The sequence below is a fragment of the Pseudorhodoplanes sp. genome (assembly GCF_035565795.1).
GTDB lineage: Bacteria > Pseudomonadota > Alphaproteobacteria > Rhizobiales > Xanthobacteraceae > Pseudorhodoplanes.
On record NZ_DATMRV010000031.1, the window covers coordinates 1 to 19,837 of the forward strand.

The window sequence follows — 19,837 nt, forward strand, 5'->3', positions numbered from 1 at the left end:
GCACCTGCACTAGCGGCGTCTGCGATCGGACGTGTGCTCTGCGCCAACAGAAAAGGGGTGGCCCAGCGGCCACCCCTTCTGATTCACGTGCGCTCTGGAGCCGCTTGATTTTCGCTCTCAGAACAATCCGACGATCTTGCCTTCGGCATTCACGTCGATCGAATCCGCCGACGGCACCTTGGGCAGGCCCGGCATGGTCATGATCTCACCGCAGATCGCCACGATGAATTCCGCACCGGCCGAGAGCCGCACTTCGCGCACCGGGATGTTGAAGCCCGTGGGCGCGCCCTTCGCGTCCGGATTGGTCGAGAAAGAATACTGCGTCTTGGCGATGCAGACCGGCAGATTGCCGAAGCCCATCTCTTCCCAGGCCTTGAGCTGATCCTTCACCGACTTGTCGGCGGTCGCATCATCGGCGCGGTAGATTTCCTTGGCGATGGTGCGGATCTTCTCGAACAGCGGCATGTCGTCGGGATAGAGCAGCTTCAGGTCGGCCTTGCCCTCGTCACAGATCTTGACGACGGCCTTCGCCACATCCGCTGCACCTTCGCCGCCCATCGCCCAGTGATCGGCCATCAGCGCCTCGACGCCGAGCGCCGCGCACTTCTCCTTCACCAGTTTGATTTCGGCGTCGGTATCGGCCGAGAAACGATTGATCGAGACCACCGCCGGCAGACCGAACTTCTGGATGTTCTCGATGTGCCGCTTCAGGTTCGACATGCCGGCTTCGAGCGCCTTCAGGTCTTCCTTCTTGAGGTCCTCTTTCTTGACGCCGCCATGCATCTTGAGCGCACGGATCGTGGCGACGATCACCACGCAATCCGGCTTCAGGCCGGCCTTGCGGCACTTGATGTCGAGGAACTTCTCTGCGCCGAGATCGGCGCCGAAGCCCGCTTCGGTGACGACGTAATCGGCCAGCTTCAGCGCGGCCGTGGTGGCCGAAACCGAGTTGCAGCCATGCGCGATGTTGGCGAACGGGCCGCCATGGATGAAGGCGGGCGTTCCTTCCAGCGTCTGCACCATGTTCGGCGCGATCGCATCCTTCAGGAGAGCGGTCATCGCACCGTCGGCCTTCACCTCGCGCGCGCGGATCGGCTTGCGGTCGCGGGTATAGCCGATGATGATGTTGCCGAGGCGGGTCTTGAGGTCGTTGAGGTCCTTGGCGAGACAGAAGATCGCCATCACTTCCGACGCCACCGTGATGTCGAAGCCGGCTTCACGCGGATAGCCGTTGGCGACGCCACCGAGCGAGCAGACGATCTCGCGCAGGGCGCGGTCGTTCATGTCGAGCACCCGGCGCCATGCAACGCGGCGCGAGTCCATGCCGGTCGCATTGCCCCAGTAGATGTGGTTGTCGATCAGCGCAGCGAGCAGATTGTGCGCCGAGGTGATGGCGTGGAAGTCGCCGGTGAAGTGCAGGTTGATGTCTTCCATCGGGACGACCTGCGCATAACCACCGCCGGCCGCGCCGCCCTTCACGCCGAAGCATGGACCGAGCGAGGGCTCGCGCAGCGCGCACATCGCCTTCTTGCCGATGAAGTTCAGCGCGTCGGTGAGACCGACCGTGGTCGTGGTCTTGCCTTCGCCCGCCGGCGTCGGCGAGATCGCGGTGACGAGGATCAGCTTGCCGTCCTTCTTGCCGGAGAGCGACTTGATGTAGTCCAGCGACACCTTGGCCTTGTAGTGGCCGTACGGTTCGAGGTTCTTGGCGTCGATGCCGAGCCGCTCCTTCGCGACCTCGACGATCGGCCGCATCTTGGCGGCCTGGGCAATCTCAATATCGGAAAGCGGCTTCTGATGTTGTGAGGCGGGCATGGTTGCTGATCCGTCAGGAGGGAAACTGTAAACTCGTCATACCGGGGCGAGCGCAGCGGTTCGCCACTTTTGCGCTCCGGAATGACGTAGAGACAAACTCATGTAAAGCGCGCGCCCTTTTCGATTTTCGCGGCCGCTGCCCATTCTCCCGCGCCCACTTTCGGCCCATCGGCTTGCACGCGCGTGATCTTGATGCGTCCGTCGGCGCAAGCGACGGTGACGCTGTCCGCATCGACGACGACGACTTCGCCGATCTTGCCGGCAATCCCCTTGGGATCGCGCGCGGGCAGCGGTGTCGCCTCGAAGATTTTCAGCTTCGCGCCGTTGATCGTAGCCCACGCGCCGGGCGCGGGATTGCAGCCGCGGATCAGCCGGTCGATCTGCTCCCACGGCTTGCCGAAATCGATATGCGCGTTGCCGGGACCGCAGATGCCTTCGTAGGTCGCCTTGGAGTGATCCTGCTTGATGCGCGGTGCCTTGCCGGCCTTCACGAGGTCGACCGATTCCAGCATCGCCTCGACGCCCATCGGGAACAGGCGATCGAAATAGACACTGCCGAGCGTGTCCTTGTCCGAGATTGGCGTGGTCTTCTGAATGAGGATGTCGCCGGTATCGAGACCGTTATCCGGCCAGAAGATCGAAAGCCCGGTTTCCTTCTCGCCCTTGATGATCGGCCAGTTGATCGCCGAAGCGCCGCGATAAAGCGGCAGCAGCGAGGGATGATACTGGATCGAACCGTGCGTCGGGATGTTGAGGAATTCTTCCGGCACGAACAGCGTGACGAACGCCATCACCTGAAGATCGGGCTTCAGTGCCTTGAACTCTTCCCAGACTGCCGGGTCCTTGTAGGACGTCGGCTGATAGACCGGAAGCTTGGCGGCGAGCGCCGCTTCCTTCAGCGGGTCGGCTTTCGCACCCGGCTTTTCCGGCGCGACATACACGCCGATGACATTCTCGCCGCGCTTCAGCAGCGCTTCGAGCACGGCCTTGCCGAAGGCCTGCTGGCCGTGGACCACGATACGCATTCGTTTCCCCTACTTCGTCATCGTATCCCGGCACGTCGCAACACAAGCGAAGCGGTGCGATGCAGAACGGGACCTTTGTAACCACTCGTTATGCGTCCCGCCCCGCGGCGCACCGTTGCACGCTGCGCCGCGGACGGGACACGGGACCGGTCAAGCCGCCGCCTTGCCTTCCTTCTCCGGCGCGGACAGAGCGCCCGAGCCCTTGATCTCGGCGACGGTCTTCTTGTCGAAGCCCAGCACCTTCGACAGGATTTCGTCGGTGTGCTCGCCAAGCAGCGGCGAACGCTTCACCTCGGAGATCGAGTCCGACAGCTTGATCGGATTGCCGACGGTCAGATACTTGCCGCGCACCGGATGATCGACTTCGACCACGGTGCCGGTCTTGCGCAACGACTCGTCTTCCGCGATCTCCTTCATCGACAGGATCGGACCGCAGGGGATGTCGTATTTATTGAGGATATCCATGGCCTCGAACTTGGTCTTGGTCATGGTCCACTGCTCGATGCGCTCGAAGATCTGGTTGAGCTTCGTCAGCCGCGCCTTTGGCGTCGCGTATTCCGGATCGGTCTTCCAGGTCGGCTCTCCGATCACGTCGCAGATCGCGCCCCAGACCGGCGCTTGGGTGATGAAGTAGATGTAGGCGTTCGGGTCGGTTTCCCATCCCTTGCACTTGAGGATGCGGCCGGGCTGGCCGCCACCCGAATCGTTGCCGGCGCGCGGCACAGCGTCGCCGAACGGCACGCCCTCGCCATACTGGCTGTATTCCGTGAGCGGACCGGCGGCGAGACGCTGCTGGTCGCGCAGCTTGACGCGGCAGAGGTTGAGCACGCCGTCCTGCATGGCGGCGAGCACGCGCTGGCCGCGGCCGGTGCGGTTACGCTGATAGAGCGCAGCGACAATGCCGAGCGCGAGATGCAGGCCGGTGCCGCTGTCGCCGATCTGGGCGCCTGTCACGAGCGGAACGCCGTCGCGGAATCCGGTGGTCGAGGCCGCGCCGCCGGTGCACTGCGCCACGTTCTCGTAGACCTTGCAGTCCTCGTATGGTCCGGGGCCGAAGCCCTTCACCGAGGCGACGATCATGCGCGGGTTCAGCTTGTGGATGTGCTCCCAGGTCAGGCCCATGCGATCGAGCGCGCCCGGCGCGAAATTCTCGACCAGCACGTCGCACTTCTTGATCAGCTCGTTCAGGACGCGCTTGCCCTGCGGATGCTTGGAGTCGATCGTGATCGAGCGCTTGTTGTGGTTGAGCATGGTGAAGTAGAGCGAATCCGCGCCCTTCACATCGACCAGCTGGCCGCGGGTGATGTCGCCGACGCCGGGCCGTTCGACCTTGATCACGTCCGCGCCGAACCAGGCGAGCAGCTGGGTGCAGGTCGGACCCGACTGCACATGCGTGAAGTCGAGAATGCGAACGCCGTCGAGCGCCTTGCCGGCCTGACCGAACGGCTTCTTCGAAGGCGCCGGCAGTGCCGACTTCGCAGCCTTGCCGTTCGTTGCAGTTTTCTTGGCGGCCTTCCTGGCGGGAAGCTTCACGACCTTTGCTGACGAGCGCTTGGTCGCCGGCTTCTTCGCCGCGGGCTTCGCGCGGGACTTTCCGCCAGCCTTGGCGGGCTTGCGCGCCTTAGCGGGCTTCTTGCTCTTCTTCGCCATCAATGTCTCTCCTTCGTCGCTCGCGTCCCGGGCGCTGCGCAGCGCGAAGCGGTGCGCTGCAGAACCGGGCCCGTTTCATGTCCATGTCGATCCCGGATCAGCGGCGCACCGTTGCACGATGCGCCGAATCCGGGATGACGCCTTGCGTCATTTCTTCTTCAGCGCACTCTGCGGATTGAGGTTGCCGATACGGCCGGACTCGCTGCCCGCCTGCGGATCGATCACCGCATTGATGAGCGTCGGCTTGCCCGAATCCATCGCTTCGTTGACCGCGCGCCGCAATTCGTCAGGAGACGTCGCGTTGATCCCGACGCCGCCGAATGCCTCGGCCATCTTGTCGTAGCGCGCACCCTTCACGAACACCGTGGTGGCGGGATCCGAGCTCGCGGTGTTGACGTCGGTGCCGCGATAAATGCCGTCATTGTTGAACACGACGACGCAGACCGGCAGCTTGTATCGGCAGATGGTCTCGATCTCCATGCCGGAAAAGCCGAACGCCGAGTCGCCCTCGATCGCGAGGACCGGCTTGCCGGTTTCGACAGCGGCCGCGATCGCATAACCCATGCCGATGCCCATGACGCCCCAGGTGCCGACGTCGATGCGCTTGCGCGGCTTGTACATGTCGATGATGCCGCGTGCGAGGTCGAGAGTGTTGGCGCCTTCGTTGACCAGGATCGCGTCCGGCCGCTCCTTGATGATGGTGCGAAGCACGCCCAGCGCGCCGTGGTAATCCATCGGCGAGTTGTTGTTCATCAGCTTCGGCGCCATCTTGGCGATGTTCTCGTCACGCTTCTTGCTGACGGCGGCAAGCCAGTCTGCCGGCGGCGCCGGCCAGTTGGCGCCCATGCCGGCGAGCATCGCCGAGACGCAGGAGCCGATATCGCCGACCACCGGGGCCGCGATCTCGACGTTGGAGTCCATCTCCTTCGGCTCGATGTCGATCTGGATGAACTTCTTCGGCGCGTCGCCCCAGGCCTTGCCCTTGCCGTGCGAGAGGAGCCAGTTCAGCCGTGCGCCGATCAGCATCACGACATCGCTGTCCTTCAGCACCGTCGAACGCGCCGCACCGGCGCATTGCGGATGCGTATCCGGCAGCAGGCCCTTGCCCATGCTCATCGGCAGGAACGGCGCGCCGCTCTTCTCGACGAACTGACGGATCTGATCGTCGGCCTGCGCATAGGCCGCGCCCTTGCCGAGGATGATCAGCGGCTTCTTCGCCGATTTCAGCACGTCGAGTGCGCGCTTCACGGCTTCAGGCGCCGGGATCTGCGCCGGGGCGGCGTCGATCACTTTCACGAGCGACTTGCGGCCCTTCTCGGCGTCGATCACCTGGCCGAACAGCTTCGCCGGCAGGTCGAGATAGACACCGCCGGGACGTCCCGAGACCGCCGAACGGATCGCACGCGCAAGACCGATGCCGATGTCCTCGGCATGCAGGACGCGATACGCCGCCTTGCAGAGGGGCTTCGCGATCGCGAGCTGATCCATTTCCTCGTAGTCGCCCTGCTGCAGGTCGACGATCTCGCGCTCGGACGAGCCGGAGATCAGGATCATCGGGAAGCAGTTGGTGGTCGCATGCGCGAGCGCGGTCAGGCCGTTGAGGAAGCCCGGCGCCGACACGGTGAGGCAGACGCCCGGCTTCTTGGTCAGGAAGCCTGCGATCGAGGCGGCATAGCCGGCATTCTGCTCGTGGCGGAATGACAGCACGCGGATGCCCGCAGCCTGCGCCATACGACCGAAATCCGTAATCGGAATGCCCGGCACGCCATAGATGGTATCGAGCCCGTTCAGCTTCAGGGCGTCGATGATGAGATTGAAACCGTCTGTCAGTTCCTGTTCGGCATCCGGTTTCATGGCGACCGCTTCGGCCATAGATCAACTCTCCTCGTACTTAATCCAGATAATCGGCGTATTGGGCCACATGCTCGGCAAGGCCAAGCGCGTGGTCCCGCACCAGGGTTTCGGCGCGCTCGGTTTCGCGCGCCTCCAGCGCCTGAATGATGTTCATGTGATCGCGGATCGAACGATCGACGCGATCGCGTTCGACGATCGTCTTGCGACGGATCATCCGCATATGCGTGAACAGGTTCTCGGCGAGATCGATCAGCACCGAGTTTCCGCTCATGCGGATGATGCTCTGGTGGAACTCGATATTGACCTCGGAATATTCGTCAAGATGCGCGCGCAATTCGCCGTCGACGAAGGTGGCGAACATGTCCCGCAGCGAACCGACATCGGCGTCGGTCTTTTGAGTGATCAGACGGGCCGCCATGCCTTCAAGCGCGGCCCAGGCGGTGATCAACTCGATCACCTCTTTCTTGGTCTTGCGCACGACATAGACGCCGCGGCGCGGCACCGAGCGCACGAATCCCTCGCGCTCGAGTTGAGCCATCGCCTCGCGGACAGGTGTGCGGCTGATTCCGAAATCCTGCGCGAGCTGACGCTCGTCGAGCCGGATGTCGGCGCGGCTGCGGTAGATGTCCATCGACACGATGACATTCTTCAGCGCCGCGTAAGCCTTGTTCTTGAAACTGAACGAGGTGTCGATCGGCTCGATCGCGAGCCGATGAGCCTCACCCTCCGCCCGTGGGCGGGAGCTCGACCCTGAGACCTTCGTCGTATCAGAATTCATTCCTTCACCGGTTTTCCGGGCTCTGGAATACAATATTCCAAAGCCCGGCTCAATGGTCTCACACGTCAGACGCGGGGGTTTTCACCGCCCCAAGCCGGCCAATTCAGGCCGGCCTGGCGCGCAGCCGCGTGTAGCCTTCCTGAATCACCGACCAGAACAGGGCGATCAGCCCGAGCACCATGATGCTCGACACGAGGCCGTTCGAGAAAAAGACCCCGAGATTGCCCTGGGAGGACAGCAGCGATTGCCGGAAGGATTCTTCCGCCATCTTGCCCAGCACCAGCGCGAGCACCAGCGGCGCCAACGGGTAGTTGCATTTCTTCATGACGTAACCGAGCACGCCGAACACCATCATCATGATGACGTCGAAGACGTTGTTGTTCACGGTGTAGGCGCCGATCGCGCACAGCACGAGAATGATCGGCGCGATGATGCTGAACGGGATCCGCAGGATCGCAGCCAGCACCGGCACGCAGGTCAGCACGATGATGAGGCCGACGAGGTTGCCGAGATACATCGAGGCGATCAGGCCCCAGACGAACTCTTTCTGTTCGACGAACAGCATCGGTCCGGGTTGCAGACCCCAGATCAGAAGGCCACCGAGCAGAACGGCCGCCGTCGGCGAGCCGGGCACGCCGAGCGACAGCATCGGCAGGAGCGCTGCGGTACCCGCGGCATGTGCCGCTGTTTCAGGCGCCACCACGCCCTCGATCTCGCCCTTGCCGAAGTTGCGGCCGTTCTTGGAGACGCGCTTGGCGATGCCGTAGCTCATGAACGAGGCCGGTGTGGCGCCGGCAGGCGTGATGCCCATCCAGCAGCCGATGATGCAGGAGCGCAGCGAGGTCATCCAGTAGCGCGGCAGGCTCATCCAGGTGCGGAGCACGACCTTGAGGTCGATCTTGGCCTTGCCGCCGCGGAAGTTGAGACCCTCTTCCATCGTAAGCAGGATTTCGCCGATACCGAACAGACCGATGACCGCGATCAGGAAGTCGAAGCCGTTCAGAAGTTCAGTGAAGCCGAATGTCAGACGCAGCTGCCCGGTGATGGCGTCGAGACCGACCGCGGCCAGCGCAAAGCCGATCATCATCGAGGCAATCGTCTTGAAAGGCGGCTCCTTGCTCAGACCGACAAAGCTGCAGAAGGCCAGGAAATAGACCGCGAATTTCTCCGCCGGCCCAAATCTGAGCGCGAAACTCGCAACCAGCGGCGCGACAAGCGTGATCATGATGACCGCGAACAGCGCTCCAATGAATGACGATGTGAACGCCGCGGTCAAAGCCTCGCCGGCCTTGCCCTGCTGCGCCATCGGATGCCCGTCGAACGTGGTCGCAACCGACCATGGCTCGCCTGGTATGTTGAATAGAATCGATGTGATGGCGCCGCCGAACAGCGCGCCCCAGTAGATACATGTCAGCATAATGATCGCCGATGTGGGCGACATGCTGAATGTCAGCGGAAGCAGAATGGCGACGCCGTTTGCGCCTCCCAACCCCGGCAACACGCCGATGAGGATGCCGAGCACGATGCCGATCACCATCACCATGATGTTGAACGGCTGAAGCGTGACTGCGAAGCCGTGGAACAGGTTTGTGAATTCTTCCATCGTCGATGCCCCGAAACCAACCCTTTATGACGACACGTGCACGGTCACAGATTGAGCCACTGCTCAATCGGGCCCTTGGGCAGCGCGACCAGGAACCACTTCTCGAAGACGAAATAGACGATCAGCGGCATGCCGATGGCCACGGATGCGACTGTCGGCCAGCCGTACTTCCCGAGCCAGCGCATGAACCACGCGATGAAGATCGCGGATGAGACGTATATGCCGATGTAACCGACCGCGACCGCGTAGATCGTCGCCGGGATTACGACCAGGAGCACCTGCCGGAGCTGCCCCCATTCCGCGAAGATGCCGCCGGGCGCATCGGGCCGCATCGCATTCCAGAGGTTTACGGCGCCAGAGATCACGATCGAGAGCCCGATATAGAACGGGAAGAAGCCCGCCCGCGGGCCCTCAGACCCCCACCCGATGCCGGCGCTGATGCTGCCCAGGAGAACGATCAAGCCGAAGACGACGACCGCCAGCGCAACGCCGATCTCGACAACCTTATGTGACGGACCGGAGTTGCTCGACTCTTGTGTATTCATAATAACCTCGGAAGGGTCAAAAAAAGGCCGGCGTCCCACCGGACGCCGGCTTTTGTCGGGATCAGTTTCCGGCGAGGAAGCCGGCTTCTTTCATCAGCGAACGATGCCGATCTTCTTCCTTCGCGACCCACTTGGCGTAGTCGTCGCCGGACATAAAGGTCGTGTTGAACGCGCCGTTCTTCATGAGATCCTTCCACTCGGGAGTCTCACGCACCTTCTTGAACAGCTCGACGTAATAGTCGACCTGCTCCTTGGTGGCCTTGGGCGACATGAAGATGCCGCGCAGCATCAGATATTCCATGTCGAGGCCCTGCGACTTGCAGGTCGGGATATCGCCCCAGGCCATGTCGGCGGTGACCTTGTCCTTGTAATCGAGCGGCTTGGCGTCAAAGACGCACAGCGGGCGCAGCTTGCCGCCACGCCATTGTGCGACTGCCTCGATCGGATTGTTCACGGTTGAGTCGACGTGATTGCCGACGAGCTGCACGGCCACCTCGCCGCCGCCCTTGAACGGAATGTAGGTCATCTTCGCACCAGTGGCCTTCTCGACCGCCACGGTGATGATCTGGTCTTCCTGCTTGGAGCCGGTGCCGCCCATCTTCATGGAACCGGCCGGCGCCTTCTTCAGCGCCTCGACGAATTCCTTTACGTTCTTGTACGGCTTGTCGGCATTCACCCAGAGCACGAATTCGTCGAGCGCCAGCATTGCGACCGGGGTCAGATCCTTCCAGCTGAAGGGAATGCCCGTGGCAAGCGGCGTGGTGAACAGGTTCGAAAGCGTGATGATGATCTTGTGCGGATTGCCGGCCGAGGACTTCACATCGAGGAAGCCTTCGCCGCCTGCACCGCCGGCCTTGTTGATCACGACCATCGGCTGCTTCATCAGATTGTGCTTGGTCACGATCCCCTGGATCGCGCGCGCCATCTGGTCGGCGCCGCCGCCGGTGCCGGCGGGGATAATGAATTCCACCGGACGGGTCGGCTCCCATGCCGCGTGGGCCGGTAGCGCAATGCTACCCGCACACAGGGCCGCAAATGCGCCGAGTGCAAAACGCGCCTTCATAGATCTCATAAGCGTCTCTCCCATCCATTGAACCGAGCCAGTCTTGTGCCGGCTTCGCTAGCGTTGCCACAAGTGCGGTCGGCATCCATGCGACAAATTCGCTTTGCCCACCTTCACCTGTAGAGCTACAGGGTAGGCATATCGAACCAAGTTTGAAAAGCGAATTATTCATAATAACGTCGACGTAACGTCAGATCTTCAGAGCGGCGCGGCACAATTTTTTTGTATCGCAGCGCAACAAGATCACATTGCAAGGCACAATCGCGCTGCGCGATCGTTCACATCACGAATGGCGTGAGCGCCTTGCCGTAAGCCTCCGGCGGCTGCGAGCCCCAGCGATCGAGCACGTTGCTCGCGGAGTTGAACTCCCAGTTGCCGGGCTCATAGATCTCGTCGTTGTCGATGCGCTCAAGTCCGAACGACACCTCGACCACGCAACCATTCGGATCAAGATAATACGAAAACAGATTGTTGCCCGGCCCGTGCCGGCCGATGCCCCACAACAGGCTGCGCCCTTTCGCAACCAAAGCATCGGCAACGCCGGCAAGGTCGTAGAGCCCGTGGGCATCGAATGCGTAGTGATGCATTCCGTTGCCGGGACCGCAGGCGAATGTGTGATGAAAGCCGTCGGCGCAACGATACCAGGCGCGCTCGTAATTCGTGGTACGATCCGACAGCTTCATTCCGAGCAGCCGCGTGACAAGATCGTGGAAGCCTTTCGGATCCGTCGCCCGCAGATTGACATGCTCGAGCCGGCGCACGCGCTTGCCGTTGGTCGAGGCGGGCGGCAGGTCGTCGCGCGCAATCGGCGTATGCACCTCGAAGATCGGACCGAACGGCGTCGCAAAGCGTACGGCCCGCTTCACCTTGGGCAGCAGCGGCGTATCCGCGAGAATCGTCAGACCTTCCGACTTGGCGCGCCGGTAGACTTCATCGACCACACCTTCGTCCATCGCCTCAAGACCGACTGCGCGGATACCCCGGCGGTTCTCGCGCAAATAAGCCACATCGCAGAAGCGCGCGTTCGACGACACATAGGTCGCATCGCTCGCGCTACGGCTGATCCGCACGCCGGTCATGTCGGCGAGATCGCGCGCGGACCCGTCCGGATCCGGCGTCGCGATCACGACATAGCCCATCTGGCGAATGAGATGCGTCATACTGGCCTCGCGCGCTTCTGGCGCGCGATCATGCCATCCGCATCGGACCGATAAAAGAGCCTGCGCCTATTGCGAGGTGGTCGGCTGTTGCGCCGCGTCTGTCGGCGTCGACGGCTTCGCTTGAATCTCGGCCGGCGGAACGGGCCGGGGCTCTGCAGGCGTTGCCGACGCTTCGACCTTCACTGGCGTCGCAGGCGCTACCGGTGTCGTGGCCGTGGTCGCTGGCCCCGCAGCGTCTGCCGGTTGCGGCTTCCCCGCCGGCGCTTCAGAGATCGCCGGCCGCAATTGCTGCCGGGTCCCGACATCCTTGCGCACCGCCAGCAGGACGTTGGATTCATTTGTCCGCCAGCGATAGCCCATGCCCCAGTCAATCGGCTTGGCCGGCCCGCGATGATACAGTTCGGCGAGCTGGCTCTGATGGCGGCCCGGGAAGATCGCGATCGGACCGAGGTAGCGGCCAAACGGATAGAAATTCCATTGATCGCGCTTGAAGTACGCGAGCGGAATTCCGGAATCGTCCTGCACGACATAGTCGGCCTTCTCGATGATGAAGTCGCGGACCTGCGAGAAGTTGCCGCTATGCGGGAGATACGACGCGGCCTTGAACATCGCGTCGCCCCTGCCGAACGAGTCGACGAATTTCAGGAAGCCGGAATTCTTCACGCCGGAATCCGAAACGTCGGTCGAGAAGTAATAGAGCGTCTGCTTCGGCTTGCCGGTGTCATGGAAGGTGATCTTGACGCCCTGCACGCCACGCGGCGCGGCGCCGCTTTCGACCGGCGTCACCGTGCCATCCGGGCTGAGGCTGACAAGCGTCACGTCGTCGATCGTCTTTCCGGCACGCGAGATATAGACCATCAGGATCGGCAGCGTTCCGGACAGCGCGGTCTCGCGCAGCTGATGCTTCATGTTCTTCGTGATGAAGAAGCTGAGCGAGATCGAAGACGCCATCGACTGGCGCAGGTTGCCGAGCGCGCGACGGGAGTAGTCGTTGATGACCGGGATGCGGCCGACCGGCTCCAGTCCGCTCAGGATGTAGGTCGAGGCGTCCGGATAGAAAGCATTGGCGTAGAGAAAGTCCGGACCGCTGAACATGTAGAAGAGCGGCACACCGGCGCGGTCCTTGATGTTGGCTGCGGACCAGGCGCGGATCTTGGAGAGGCGCTGCGTATCGAGTTGCCGCCAGGAATTGTTGAAGGACGCGGCGTGGCTCTGCCAGGAGGGATCGCGCATCACCTGTTCGAGCGCCGCATTTTCTATCGGCAGGCCGGCGAGGAACCGGGCGGTATCGTTGATCGTGGCCTTTTCGGCGTAGGGCGCGGGGACGAATGCCTGCGCGGGCAGCGGGGCCGGAGCCTCGCGCGCGGGAGCCTCGCGCGGCGGCACCGGGCGGGACGGCGGCCTGCGGCTCGGGGGATCACCGAAAAACCAGAACTGCGCCTGAGCGGCAGGCGTCACGGCCGCGAGGACGGCGGCCGCGACCGCCACAGTCAGAAACCGCTTGAAATACAGCATTTTGATTGAGTGCCTGTGCTCGGAAACGACATGCAATCCGGGGAAGCGTTTACCCACGGGCTCGGCGGCGGGTCTATCATTAAGCCCGTGACCATGTTCCGGTCGTGATTCGATCCTAGGGGGTGCCCGGTTTGTTTCGATTCGTCCAGCGTTGGGATACCCCAACTTCTTAAAGAGTCCCGTATCGGGCGACCCGCCCGTGAAGCCTCGGAGCCATGCGTGAGAGCCAAGGGCCTGAACGCATTGACAGGATTTGCCGCAATCGTGGCGGCGTTATGCACCATGACGCCTGATCGCGGCATCATCGCGACCGCGCATGCGACGGGTGCCGAAAATATGGTCATCCCGCTGCCCCGTCCGCGGCCGGAAGTCCGGGTCTCGCGGCCGCGCACGGGCACATTCCCCGGCAAGACCCAGCTCGTGGAATTCGAGTCTTCGCCGTTCCCCTATGACGGGAAAAACCCGATCACCGGCCAGCCCTTCTTCAACGTGTTCTACGATGGCCGCTTCGGCCGGCGCGGAGCGCGCGGGCAAGTCTATTGGGAAAACGAGACCTACACCGATCCGCGGGTTCTGCTGCACATCCCGAAGGGTTTCGACATTCGCAAGCCCGCGGTGATCGTGGTGTTCTTCCACGGCCACGGCGCCAGGATCGACCGCGATGTGCGCGACCGCCAGCAGGTCGCAGCGCAGATCACGCGGTCGGATGCAAATGCCGTCGTGGTGGCGCCGCAGTTTGCGGTCAACGCCGCGGATTCCGCGCCCGGCGCGTTCTGGGAGCCCGGCTTCTTCGACGAGTTCATGAGCGAAGCGGCCGAGCAATTCGCGCTGATGCTCGGACAGCCCAAATCCGTTCGCACCTTCTTCAAGCTGCCGATCATCTTTGTCAGCTATAGCGGCGGCTTCGTGCCGACCGCCTGGGCGTTGCGGCTCGGCCAGATCAAGGATCGGCTGCGCGGCATCGTGCTGATGGATTCGCTCTACGGCGAACTGGAGCATTTCGAAAAATGGATTCTGTCGAACCGGCGCGGCTTCTTCATCAGCGGCTATCTCGGCTCGACCCGCGCGCGCAATCTTGAACTTCAACGCGATCTCGCGGACAAGGGCATCAAGATATCGAAATCGCTCGACGGGACGATCAGGCCGGGCAGCGTGGTGTTCATTCCCGGACATGCCGAGGATTCCCACCGCGACTATGTCACCCAGGCATGGACTGTCGATCCGATTGCCGACATCCTGAATCGGTTGCCGGAATTCCATCAATAGTCAGAAAGCTCCCCGAAGTGTCCAGTGAACTGAAGCCTCTCGCAGGCCGCGTCGCCATCGTGACCGGGTCCGGTCGCAATATCGGTCGCGCCATCGCCATCTCGTTCGCAGCCGCTGGCGCACGCGTCGTGATCAACGGCCACCGCGATCAATCCGCTCTCGATGCCGTGGTGAACGAGATCAGGAGCAATGGCGGCGAGGCGATCGCCTGCCTCGCGGACGTCTCGCGTGACGATGAAATCGCCTGCATGGTCGCACTGGCGAAGGAGACCTACGGACACGTCGACATTGCGGTTTCGAATGTCGGCAAGCGGCCCTATGCCGCGTTTCTCGATATCACGCCGGAGGACTGGGACGACGTGCTTCGCACCAACCTGTCCGCTCCGTTCTATCTCGCCCGCCACACCATCCCGATGATGCGCGAGCGGCGCTTCGGCCGCATCATCAACATCTCCGGGTTTTCCGGCTTCTTCGCGCATGTGACGCATCGCGCGCATAGCGTCTCTGCGAAGCTCGGGCTGCATGGCCTCAGCAAGGCGATCGCGCGCGAATTCGGCCCGGACGGCATCACGGCAAACACGGTCGCGCCGGGCATGATCGATACGGCCCGCGACTGGTCGCAGTACAAGCATATCGACACGGAAAAGCTGAGCGCCGAGATTCCGGTCCGGCGCCTTGGTACACCCGACGATATTGCGGAAGCCTGCCTTTTCCTCGCGGGCGAAGGCGGCGGCTTTGTTTCAGGTCAGGTGATCCACGTGAACGGCGGCCAGATGATGATCTGACCGCCGCGTGGTGTCCTATCGCGGCTCGATGCCGACGCCGGGAATGGTCTTGCCCCAATAAGCGAGATCGCGCTTGACCCGCGCATCGAGTTCTTCCGGCGTCGAACCGACCAGTGTAAAGCCTGCCTTCTCCAGCTTCTTCTGTGTGTCCGGATCGTCGAGCGCGAAGCGCACCGCCTTGTAGAGACGGTCGATGACCGGCTTCGGCGTTCCGGCCGGCGCGAACAAACCGTACCAGGTCGATGTCGAAACACCCGGCACCGTCTCCGCGATGGTCGGAACATTCGGCATGCTCTTGACCCGCGTATCCTCCGCCATGCCGATGATCCGCAACTGCCCGTTCTCGACGAAGGACACGATCGTCGGCAACGTCGCGTAGGTCATCGACACATGGCCGCCGACGACATTGGTGACAGCCGCGGCCGTGCCGACGAACGGCACATGCTGGATCTCCACGCCCGCCACCTTGTTGAGCGTTTCGCCGGCGATGTGATGGCCCGAGCCATGGCCCGCACTTCCGTAGCTGAGCTTGCCCGGCTGTTTCTTGGCTTCCGCGACAAGATCCGGAATCGACTTGATCGGCGACGATGCCGGCACCGCGAGCGCCATATAGGTCTCGGTCAGCCGGCTGATGCCGACCATGTCCTTGGCCGGATCGAACGGGAAGCTCTTGTAGAGGAACGGATTCATCACCACCGTCGCGTTGACGGTAAGCATGAGCGTATAGCCATCGGGTGCGGCGCGCAGCGCCGTCGCAGCTCCGATATTACCGGCGCTGCCCGGCTTGTTCTCGATCACCACCGGCTGGCCGAGCGCTTCCGAGAACTTCGTCTGCAGGATGCGCGCCATGGTATCGACGCCGGCGCCGGGAGGCCACGGCGCGATGATGGTCACCGGACGGGATGGAAAATTGTCGGCCACGGACGGCAATGCGCTTGCAGCGAGCGAAGCAGCCGCCGCAAGCACGATGGAAAGACGACGCAACACCATTGAACACCTCCCTGATTTCCCTTCGATCGCTTCTGCGATTCTTGTATGTATTCTGCGGCGGACGATCGGCCCGCTAATATTGTCCGAGCAGCGCCTGCCGGAAGCGTGACTTGAGGATCACCCCGCTTTTCGGCGGCATCACCACGGGGCTGCGTTCGGCCTTGATCTTCACGACGGCGAGATAGGGACCTGTCCGCGCGACCATACGCTGGCGCACGCTTTCGATCTGATCCTTGTCGCGCACGGTTTCGGCTTCGCCAAAGCCGCTCGCAATCGCGATGCCGGCAATGTCTACGCCCGCCGACGTGTGGCTGATCTGCTCTCCGGTTTCACCGAAGCGTTCGTTGTCGAGCACGACTACGGACAGATTGCGCGGCTTCCTGACGCCGATGGTCGCAAGCGCGCCGGAATTCATCATCAGCTCGGCATCGCCGGTGATCACGATCACCGACCGCTCGGGCTGCGCCAGCGCAAGGCCAAGCCCGACCGACGTCGCAAGGCCCATCGCCCCCATCAGATAAAAATTCAACGGCCGGTCGCGAACCGACATCACGTCGGAAATGGGTGAGCCCAGGCCGCAGACGATAAGTTCGTCCTCGATGCCGGACATCAATGCCGCCACGACCTCACGGCGCTTCAATGCTTCTGCCATGGCCGCCTCACATCACCTTCGCGCCGAGAAGGCGCTGCGACAGCAGCACGGCAACCGGCGCCTCCGACCGGAACGCCATCGTCAGACCGCCTGCGATCAGTGCGCCGGCCTCGTCTTCGCGCGTGGCGCTGAACACGTGGAAGCCTGCCAGTTTCAGGGTCTCGCCGGTGATGGAGCCCATCGGGATCTGCCAGGGATTTCCCTCACCGAATTCGCCGCGCATGCTGACCAGCAGGAACAGCGGAAAGCGGCAATTGGTGACGAGCGAGAATGCATTGATGCAATTGCCGACGCCGCTGCTCTGGATGGCCATCACGCTGCGCTTGCCGCCGAGCCAGGCGCCGGAGCAGACGCCGACGCCTTCCTCTTCCGTCGTCAGCATGACGGCGCGGTCGGGCGTTTCCGCATACAGCCGGCGGATCAGGAAATCGAGGCCGCCATCCGGCAGATACGCGAACAGCTCGATCTGCTCGCGCATGAAATGCGACCAGACCTCATCGCGCCAGCCGCCTTCCGTCTTCACCATCGAAACCGCACTCACGCTCTTCAGACCTCCGTTGCACCGGCAACGGAGAACGCGTTAGCAGATTTCGCAATAGCCGGCGAGATCGGGTCTGGCGTATCAAACACCTGCGGTCTTCAGCCGCGCGATGCCAGAAAGGCCGCTCTGCGCTGTGTGATCGGCGCCCTCGCCTGTTCGCGCAATTGCGCCATTTCTGCATTGTCACGCTCGGTCAGACGAAATGCCTGATCCTTGCCGGCGAGATAAGGATCCGGCCATTTCTGAATATCACATCCGTAATATGCGGACGCCGCGAGCGTGAAATTCGGATTGACCAGATGCGGACGCGCGAGCGCCACAAGGTCGGCACGCCCGGCTGCAACGATGGTATTGACCTGATCCGCTGTCGTGATGTTGCCGACTGTAATCGTCGGCATCTGCACTTCGCTGCGGATCGCATCCGAGAACGGCGTCTGGAACATGCGTCCATAGACCGGCCGCGCTTCGATAGATGTTTGTCCAGCCGACACGTCGATGATGTCAAGGCCGCGCGCCTTCAGCATCCTCGTGATCTCGATCGCGTCGTCGATATCAAGGCCACGGCCCGGCACCCAGTCGCTCGCCGATATACGCACCGACATCGGCTTGTCCGCAGGCCACGCCTCGCGCACCGCATCGAACACTTCGAGCGGGTAGCGCATGCGATTGTCGAGACTGCCGCCGTATCCATCGCTGCGCTGATTGGTCAGCGGCGAGATGAAGCTCGAAAGCAGATAGCCGTGCGCCATATGCAGTTCGATCATGTCGAAACCGGCCTGATGCGCGTGACGCGCGGCCCGCACGAACGACTCTCGTACGGCCGTCATTCCGGCGCGACTGATCTCGGTCGGCAGCGCACTGTCCTTCCGGTACCTGAGGGGCGAAGCGGACACGATCGGCCAGTTGCCCTCGATGAGCGGCTGGTCCATGCCTTCCCAGCCGAGCCGGGTCGAGCCCTTGCGTCCCGCATGTCCGATCTGCAGGCAGAATTTCGCTTCGCTGTTGGCATGCACGAAATTGCAGATCCGCGTCCACGCCTTCACCTGTTCCGGCGTATAGATGCCGGGACAGCCCGGCGTGATGCGGGCGTCCTCGCTCACCGATGTCATTTCGGCGAAGACGAGGCCCGCGCCGCCCTGCGCCATCTTGCCGAGATGCACGAGATGGAAGTCGCCCGGGATGTTGCCCGGCTCCGCCGAGTACATGTTCATCGGCGACACCACGACGCGGTTCTGCACGGTCATATTGCCAATGCGGAACGGCGTGAACATCGGCGGCAGCGGATTGTTGGTCGGCACGTCGAAGTTCAGTTCGCTCCGCACCTTGCCGGCCCACCACCGGTCCACCTCGGCGCCGAATTCCGGGTCGCGCCGCCGCAGATTGTCGTAGGTGATCTGCTTCGATCGCGACAGCAGCGAAAACGCAAGCTGCATCGGCTCGAGCTTCCAGAAGCGGCGCGGCTTCTCGAACCAGACGAGGCTCACATCTGCTGCGTGCTGGGTTTTTTCCACCTCCTCGCGGCGCGTGGTCTCGTAATGGGCAAGCGCATCGGCAACGCTCTGCTTTGCTGCGAATGAGCCAGCGAGCGCGATGGAATCCTCCATCGCGAGCTTGGTGCCGGAACCGATCGAGTAATGCGCGGTATGCAGCGCATCGCCGATCAGCACGATATTGTCACGATACCAGCGCTCGTTCTTGATCATCGGGAAATTGCGCCAGACCGAACGGTTGCTCAGCACGGGATGGCCGTCGAGCAGATCGGCGAAGGTGCGTTCGAGATAGGCGACCGTTTGCGCCTCATCCGCCTTGTCGAGGCCGGCACGCAGCCAGGTCTCCTCGTCGCATTCCGGCACCAGCGTGCTCATGCCCGGCTTGTATTGATACGCGCCGAGAATCCAGATGCCGTGCTCGTTCTCACGGAAATCGAAGGTGAAGGCCGGGAATGACTTCGTGGTGCCACACCAGGCGAACTTGTTCTTGCGCCAGTCGAAGCTCGGCTTGAAATGATCGGCAAACTTCGCTCGGATTGCGCTGTTGATGCCGTCGGCCGCAACGATCAGGTCGCTGTCCGGCAATGACGCGACGTCCGGAATCTCGGTCTGGAATTTCAGCTCGACGCCCAGCGCGCGGGCGCGCTCCTGCAGCAGCATCAGGAGCGTCCTGCGCTCGAGGCCGCAAAAGCCGTGACCATCCGACCGGATCACCCGACCGCGCACACGGATGTCGATCTCGCCCCAATAGACAAAATTCTTCGCGATGGCGTCGAAGGTTTCCGGGTCCGCATTCTGAATATTGTCGAGCGTTTCGTCCGAGAACACCACGCCGAAACCGAAAGTGTCGTCAGTGCGGTTGCGCTCATAGACCGTGATCGCGTGGCGCGGATCGGCCTTCTTCATCAGGATCGCGAAATAAAGACCGCCAGGCCCGCCGCCGACCACGGAAATCTTGAGCGGTTGGGTCATGCTTGCATCGCTCCAACTATCATTGCGGCGCTATTTTCACGCAAACGGCGCGACTGTCATCGGCACACCCGCCCGGGCGCGCAATTTCCTGCAGTTCCGGGCCAGTGCTTGCAGCCTTGGGATAGCGTACTAT

At 62.6% G+C, this 19,837-nt stretch carries 16 protein-coding genes; 2 read left to right on the forward strand and 14 right to left on the reverse strand.

The window, feature by feature from the left end; all coding sequences use genetic code 11:
• Positions 1-117: 117 nt before the first annotated feature.
• The 10 genes from VNZ93_RS02795 to VNZ93_RS02840 form a co-directional block, all read right to left on the reverse strand.
• The gene (locus VNZ93_RS02795; protein WP_325699757.1) at positions 118-1,815 is read right to left on the reverse strand and encodes a formate--tetrahydrofolate ligase; all 1,698 of its coding nucleotides are present in this window, start codon (positions 1,813-1,815) and stop codon (positions 118-120) included.
• Between the two features lie 98 nt (positions 1,816-1,913).
• Complete coding sequence (locus VNZ93_RS02800; protein ID WP_325699759.1) at positions 1,914-2,840, reverse strand: methionyl-tRNA formyltransferase; 927 nt, start codon at positions 2,838-2,840, stop codon at positions 1,914-1,916.
• 150 nt (positions 2,841-2,990) lie between these two features.
• Entirely contained in the window at positions 2,991-4,490 is a 1,500-nt protein-coding gene (gene frc / locus VNZ93_RS02805) for a formyl-CoA transferase (protein WP_325699761.1), read from the reverse strand.
• Positions 4,491-4,637: 147 nt separating this feature from the next.
• Positions 4,638-6,362, reverse strand: coding sequence for an oxalyl-CoA decarboxylase (oxc, locus tag VNZ93_RS02810; RefSeq protein ID WP_325699764.1), 1,725 nt, complete (start codon positions 6,360-6,362; stop codon positions 4,638-4,640).
• A gap of 19 nt (positions 6,363-6,381) precedes the next feature.
• On the reverse strand, positions 6,382-7,122 hold the full coding sequence (locus VNZ93_RS02815) for a GntR family transcriptional regulator (RefSeq protein WP_325699767.1): 741 nt from the start codon (positions 7,120-7,122) through the stop codon (positions 6,382-6,384).
• A gap of 103 nt (positions 7,123-7,225) precedes the next feature.
• The gene (locus VNZ93_RS02820; RefSeq protein WP_325699770.1) at positions 7,226-8,725 is read right to left on the reverse strand and encodes a tripartite tricarboxylate transporter permease; all 1,500 of its coding nucleotides are present in this window, start codon (positions 8,723-8,725) and stop codon (positions 7,226-7,228) included.
• 44 nt (positions 8,726-8,769) lie between these two features.
• Complete coding sequence (locus VNZ93_RS02825; protein ID WP_325699773.1) at positions 8,770-9,270, reverse strand: tripartite tricarboxylate transporter TctB family protein; 501 nt, start codon at positions 9,268-9,270, stop codon at positions 8,770-8,772.
• A gap of 61 nt (positions 9,271-9,331) precedes the next feature.
• Positions 9,332-10,342 carry a Bug family tripartite tricarboxylate transporter substrate binding protein gene (locus VNZ93_RS02830; protein ID WP_414709958.1) on the reverse strand — a complete coding sequence of 337 codons (1,011 nt, stop codon included), beginning with the start codon at positions 10,340-10,342 and terminating at the stop codon, positions 9,332-9,334.
• 269 nt (positions 10,343-10,611) lie between these two features.
• Positions 10,612-11,493 carry a VOC family protein gene (locus VNZ93_RS02835; RefSeq protein ID WP_325699776.1) on the reverse strand — a complete coding sequence of 294 codons (882 nt, stop codon included), beginning with the start codon at positions 11,491-11,493 and terminating at the stop codon, positions 10,612-10,614.
• 66 nt (positions 11,494-11,559) lie between these two features.
• Positions 11,560-13,008, reverse strand: a complete 1,449-nt coding sequence (locus tag VNZ93_RS02840) for a hypothetical protein (RefSeq protein ID WP_325699779.1) — start codon at positions 13,006-13,008, stop codon at positions 11,560-11,562.
• A gap of 219 nt (positions 13,009-13,227) precedes the next feature.
• On the opposite strand from VNZ93_RS02840, the gene VNZ93_RS02845 reads away from it, so the two are divergent.
• Together VNZ93_RS02845 and VNZ93_RS02850 are read left to right on the forward strand one after the other, a co-directional pair.
• Positions 13,228-14,274 (forward strand): alpha/beta hydrolase, encoded by a 1,047-nt coding sequence (locus tag VNZ93_RS02845; RefSeq protein WP_325699782.1) that lies wholly within the window; start codon positions 13,228-13,230, stop codon positions 14,272-14,274.
• A 17-nt stretch (positions 14,275-14,291) separates the two neighbouring features.
• Positions 14,292-15,059 carry an SDR family NAD(P)-dependent oxidoreductase gene (locus VNZ93_RS02850; protein ID WP_325699785.1) on the forward strand — a complete coding sequence of 256 codons (768 nt, stop codon included), beginning with the start codon at positions 14,292-14,294 and terminating at the stop codon, positions 15,057-15,059.
• A gap of 15 nt (positions 15,060-15,074) precedes the next feature.
• Here VNZ93_RS02850 and VNZ93_RS02855 read toward each other — a convergent pair whose 3' ends face one another.
• The 4 genes from VNZ93_RS02855 to VNZ93_RS02870 form a co-directional block, all read right to left on the reverse strand.
• On the reverse strand, positions 15,075-16,049 hold the full coding sequence (locus tag VNZ93_RS02855) for a tripartite tricarboxylate transporter substrate binding protein (RefSeq protein ID WP_325699787.1): 975 nt from the start codon (positions 16,047-16,049) through the stop codon (positions 15,075-15,077).
• A 73-nt stretch (positions 16,050-16,122) separates the two neighbouring features.
• A complete protein-coding gene (locus VNZ93_RS02860) occupies positions 16,123-16,701 on the reverse strand; it encodes a thiamine pyrophosphate-dependent enzyme (RefSeq protein WP_325699790.1) in 579 nt (192 codons plus the stop codon).
• Positions 16,702-16,708: 7 nt separating this feature from the next.
• Complete coding sequence (locus tag VNZ93_RS02865) at positions 16,709-17,242, reverse strand: phosphonopyruvate decarboxylase (RefSeq protein ID WP_325699793.1); 534 nt, start codon at positions 17,240-17,242, stop codon at positions 16,709-16,711.
• A gap of 98 nt (positions 17,243-17,340) precedes the next feature.
• On the reverse strand, positions 17,341-19,704 hold the full coding sequence (locus VNZ93_RS02870) for a bifunctional salicylyl-CoA 5-hydroxylase/oxidoreductase (RefSeq protein WP_325699796.1): 2,364 nt from the start codon (positions 19,702-19,704) through the stop codon (positions 17,341-17,343).
• Positions 19,705-19,837 lie beyond the last annotated feature (133 nt).

Excerpts from the sequence above, each read along its gene's own strand:
- VNZ93_RS02820 (WP_325699770.1), bottom strand. The coding sequence starts at position 8,725 with ATGGAAGAATTCACAAACCTGTTCCACGGCTTCGCAGTCACGCTTCAG.
- VNZ93_RS02870 (WP_325699796.1), bottom strand. The coding sequence starts at position 19,704 with ATGACCCAACCGCTCAAGATTTCCGTGGTCGGCGGCGGGCCTGGCGGT.
- VNZ93_RS02860 (WP_325699790.1), bottom strand. The coding sequence starts at position 16,701 with ATGGCAGAAGCATTGAAGCGCCGTGAGGTCGTGGCGGCATTGATGTCC.
- VNZ93_RS02815 (WP_325699767.1), bottom strand. The coding sequence starts at position 7,122 with ATGAATTCTGATACGACGAAGGTCTCAGGGTCGAGCTCCCGCCCACGG.
- VNZ93_RS02830 (WP_414709958.1), bottom strand. The coding sequence starts at position 10,342 with ATGAGATCTATGAAGGCGCGTTTTGCACTCGGCGCATTTGCGGCCCTG.
- oxc (WP_325699764.1), bottom strand. The coding sequence starts at position 6,362 with ATGGCCGAAGCGGTCGCCATGAAACCGGATGCCGAACAGGAACTGACA.
- VNZ93_RS02835 (WP_325699776.1), bottom strand. The coding sequence starts at position 11,493 with ATGACGCATCTCATTCGCCAGATGGGCTATGTCGTGATCGCGACGCCG.
- VNZ93_RS02825 (WP_325699773.1), bottom strand. The coding sequence starts at position 9,270 with ATGAATACACAAGAGTCGAGCAACTCCGGTCCGTCACATAAGGTTGTC.
- VNZ93_RS02840 (WP_325699779.1), bottom strand. The coding sequence starts at position 13,008 with ATGCTGTATTTCAAGCGGTTTCTGACTGTGGCGGTCGCGGCCGCCGTC.
- VNZ93_RS02855 (WP_325699787.1), bottom strand. The coding sequence starts at position 16,049 with ATGGTGTTGCGTCGTCTTTCCATCGTGCTTGCGGCGGCTGCTTCGCTC.
- frc (WP_325699761.1), bottom strand. The coding sequence starts at position 4,490 with ATGGCGAAGAAGAGCAAGAAGCCCGCTAAGGCGCGCAAGCCCGCCAAG.
- VNZ93_RS02800 (WP_325699759.1), bottom strand. The coding sequence starts at position 2,840 with ATGCGTATCGTGGTCCACGGCCAGCAGGCCTTCGGCAAGGCCGTGCTC.
- VNZ93_RS02795 (WP_325699757.1), bottom strand. The coding sequence starts at position 1,815 with ATGCCCGCCTCACAACATCAGAAGCCGCTTTCCGATATTGAGATTGCC.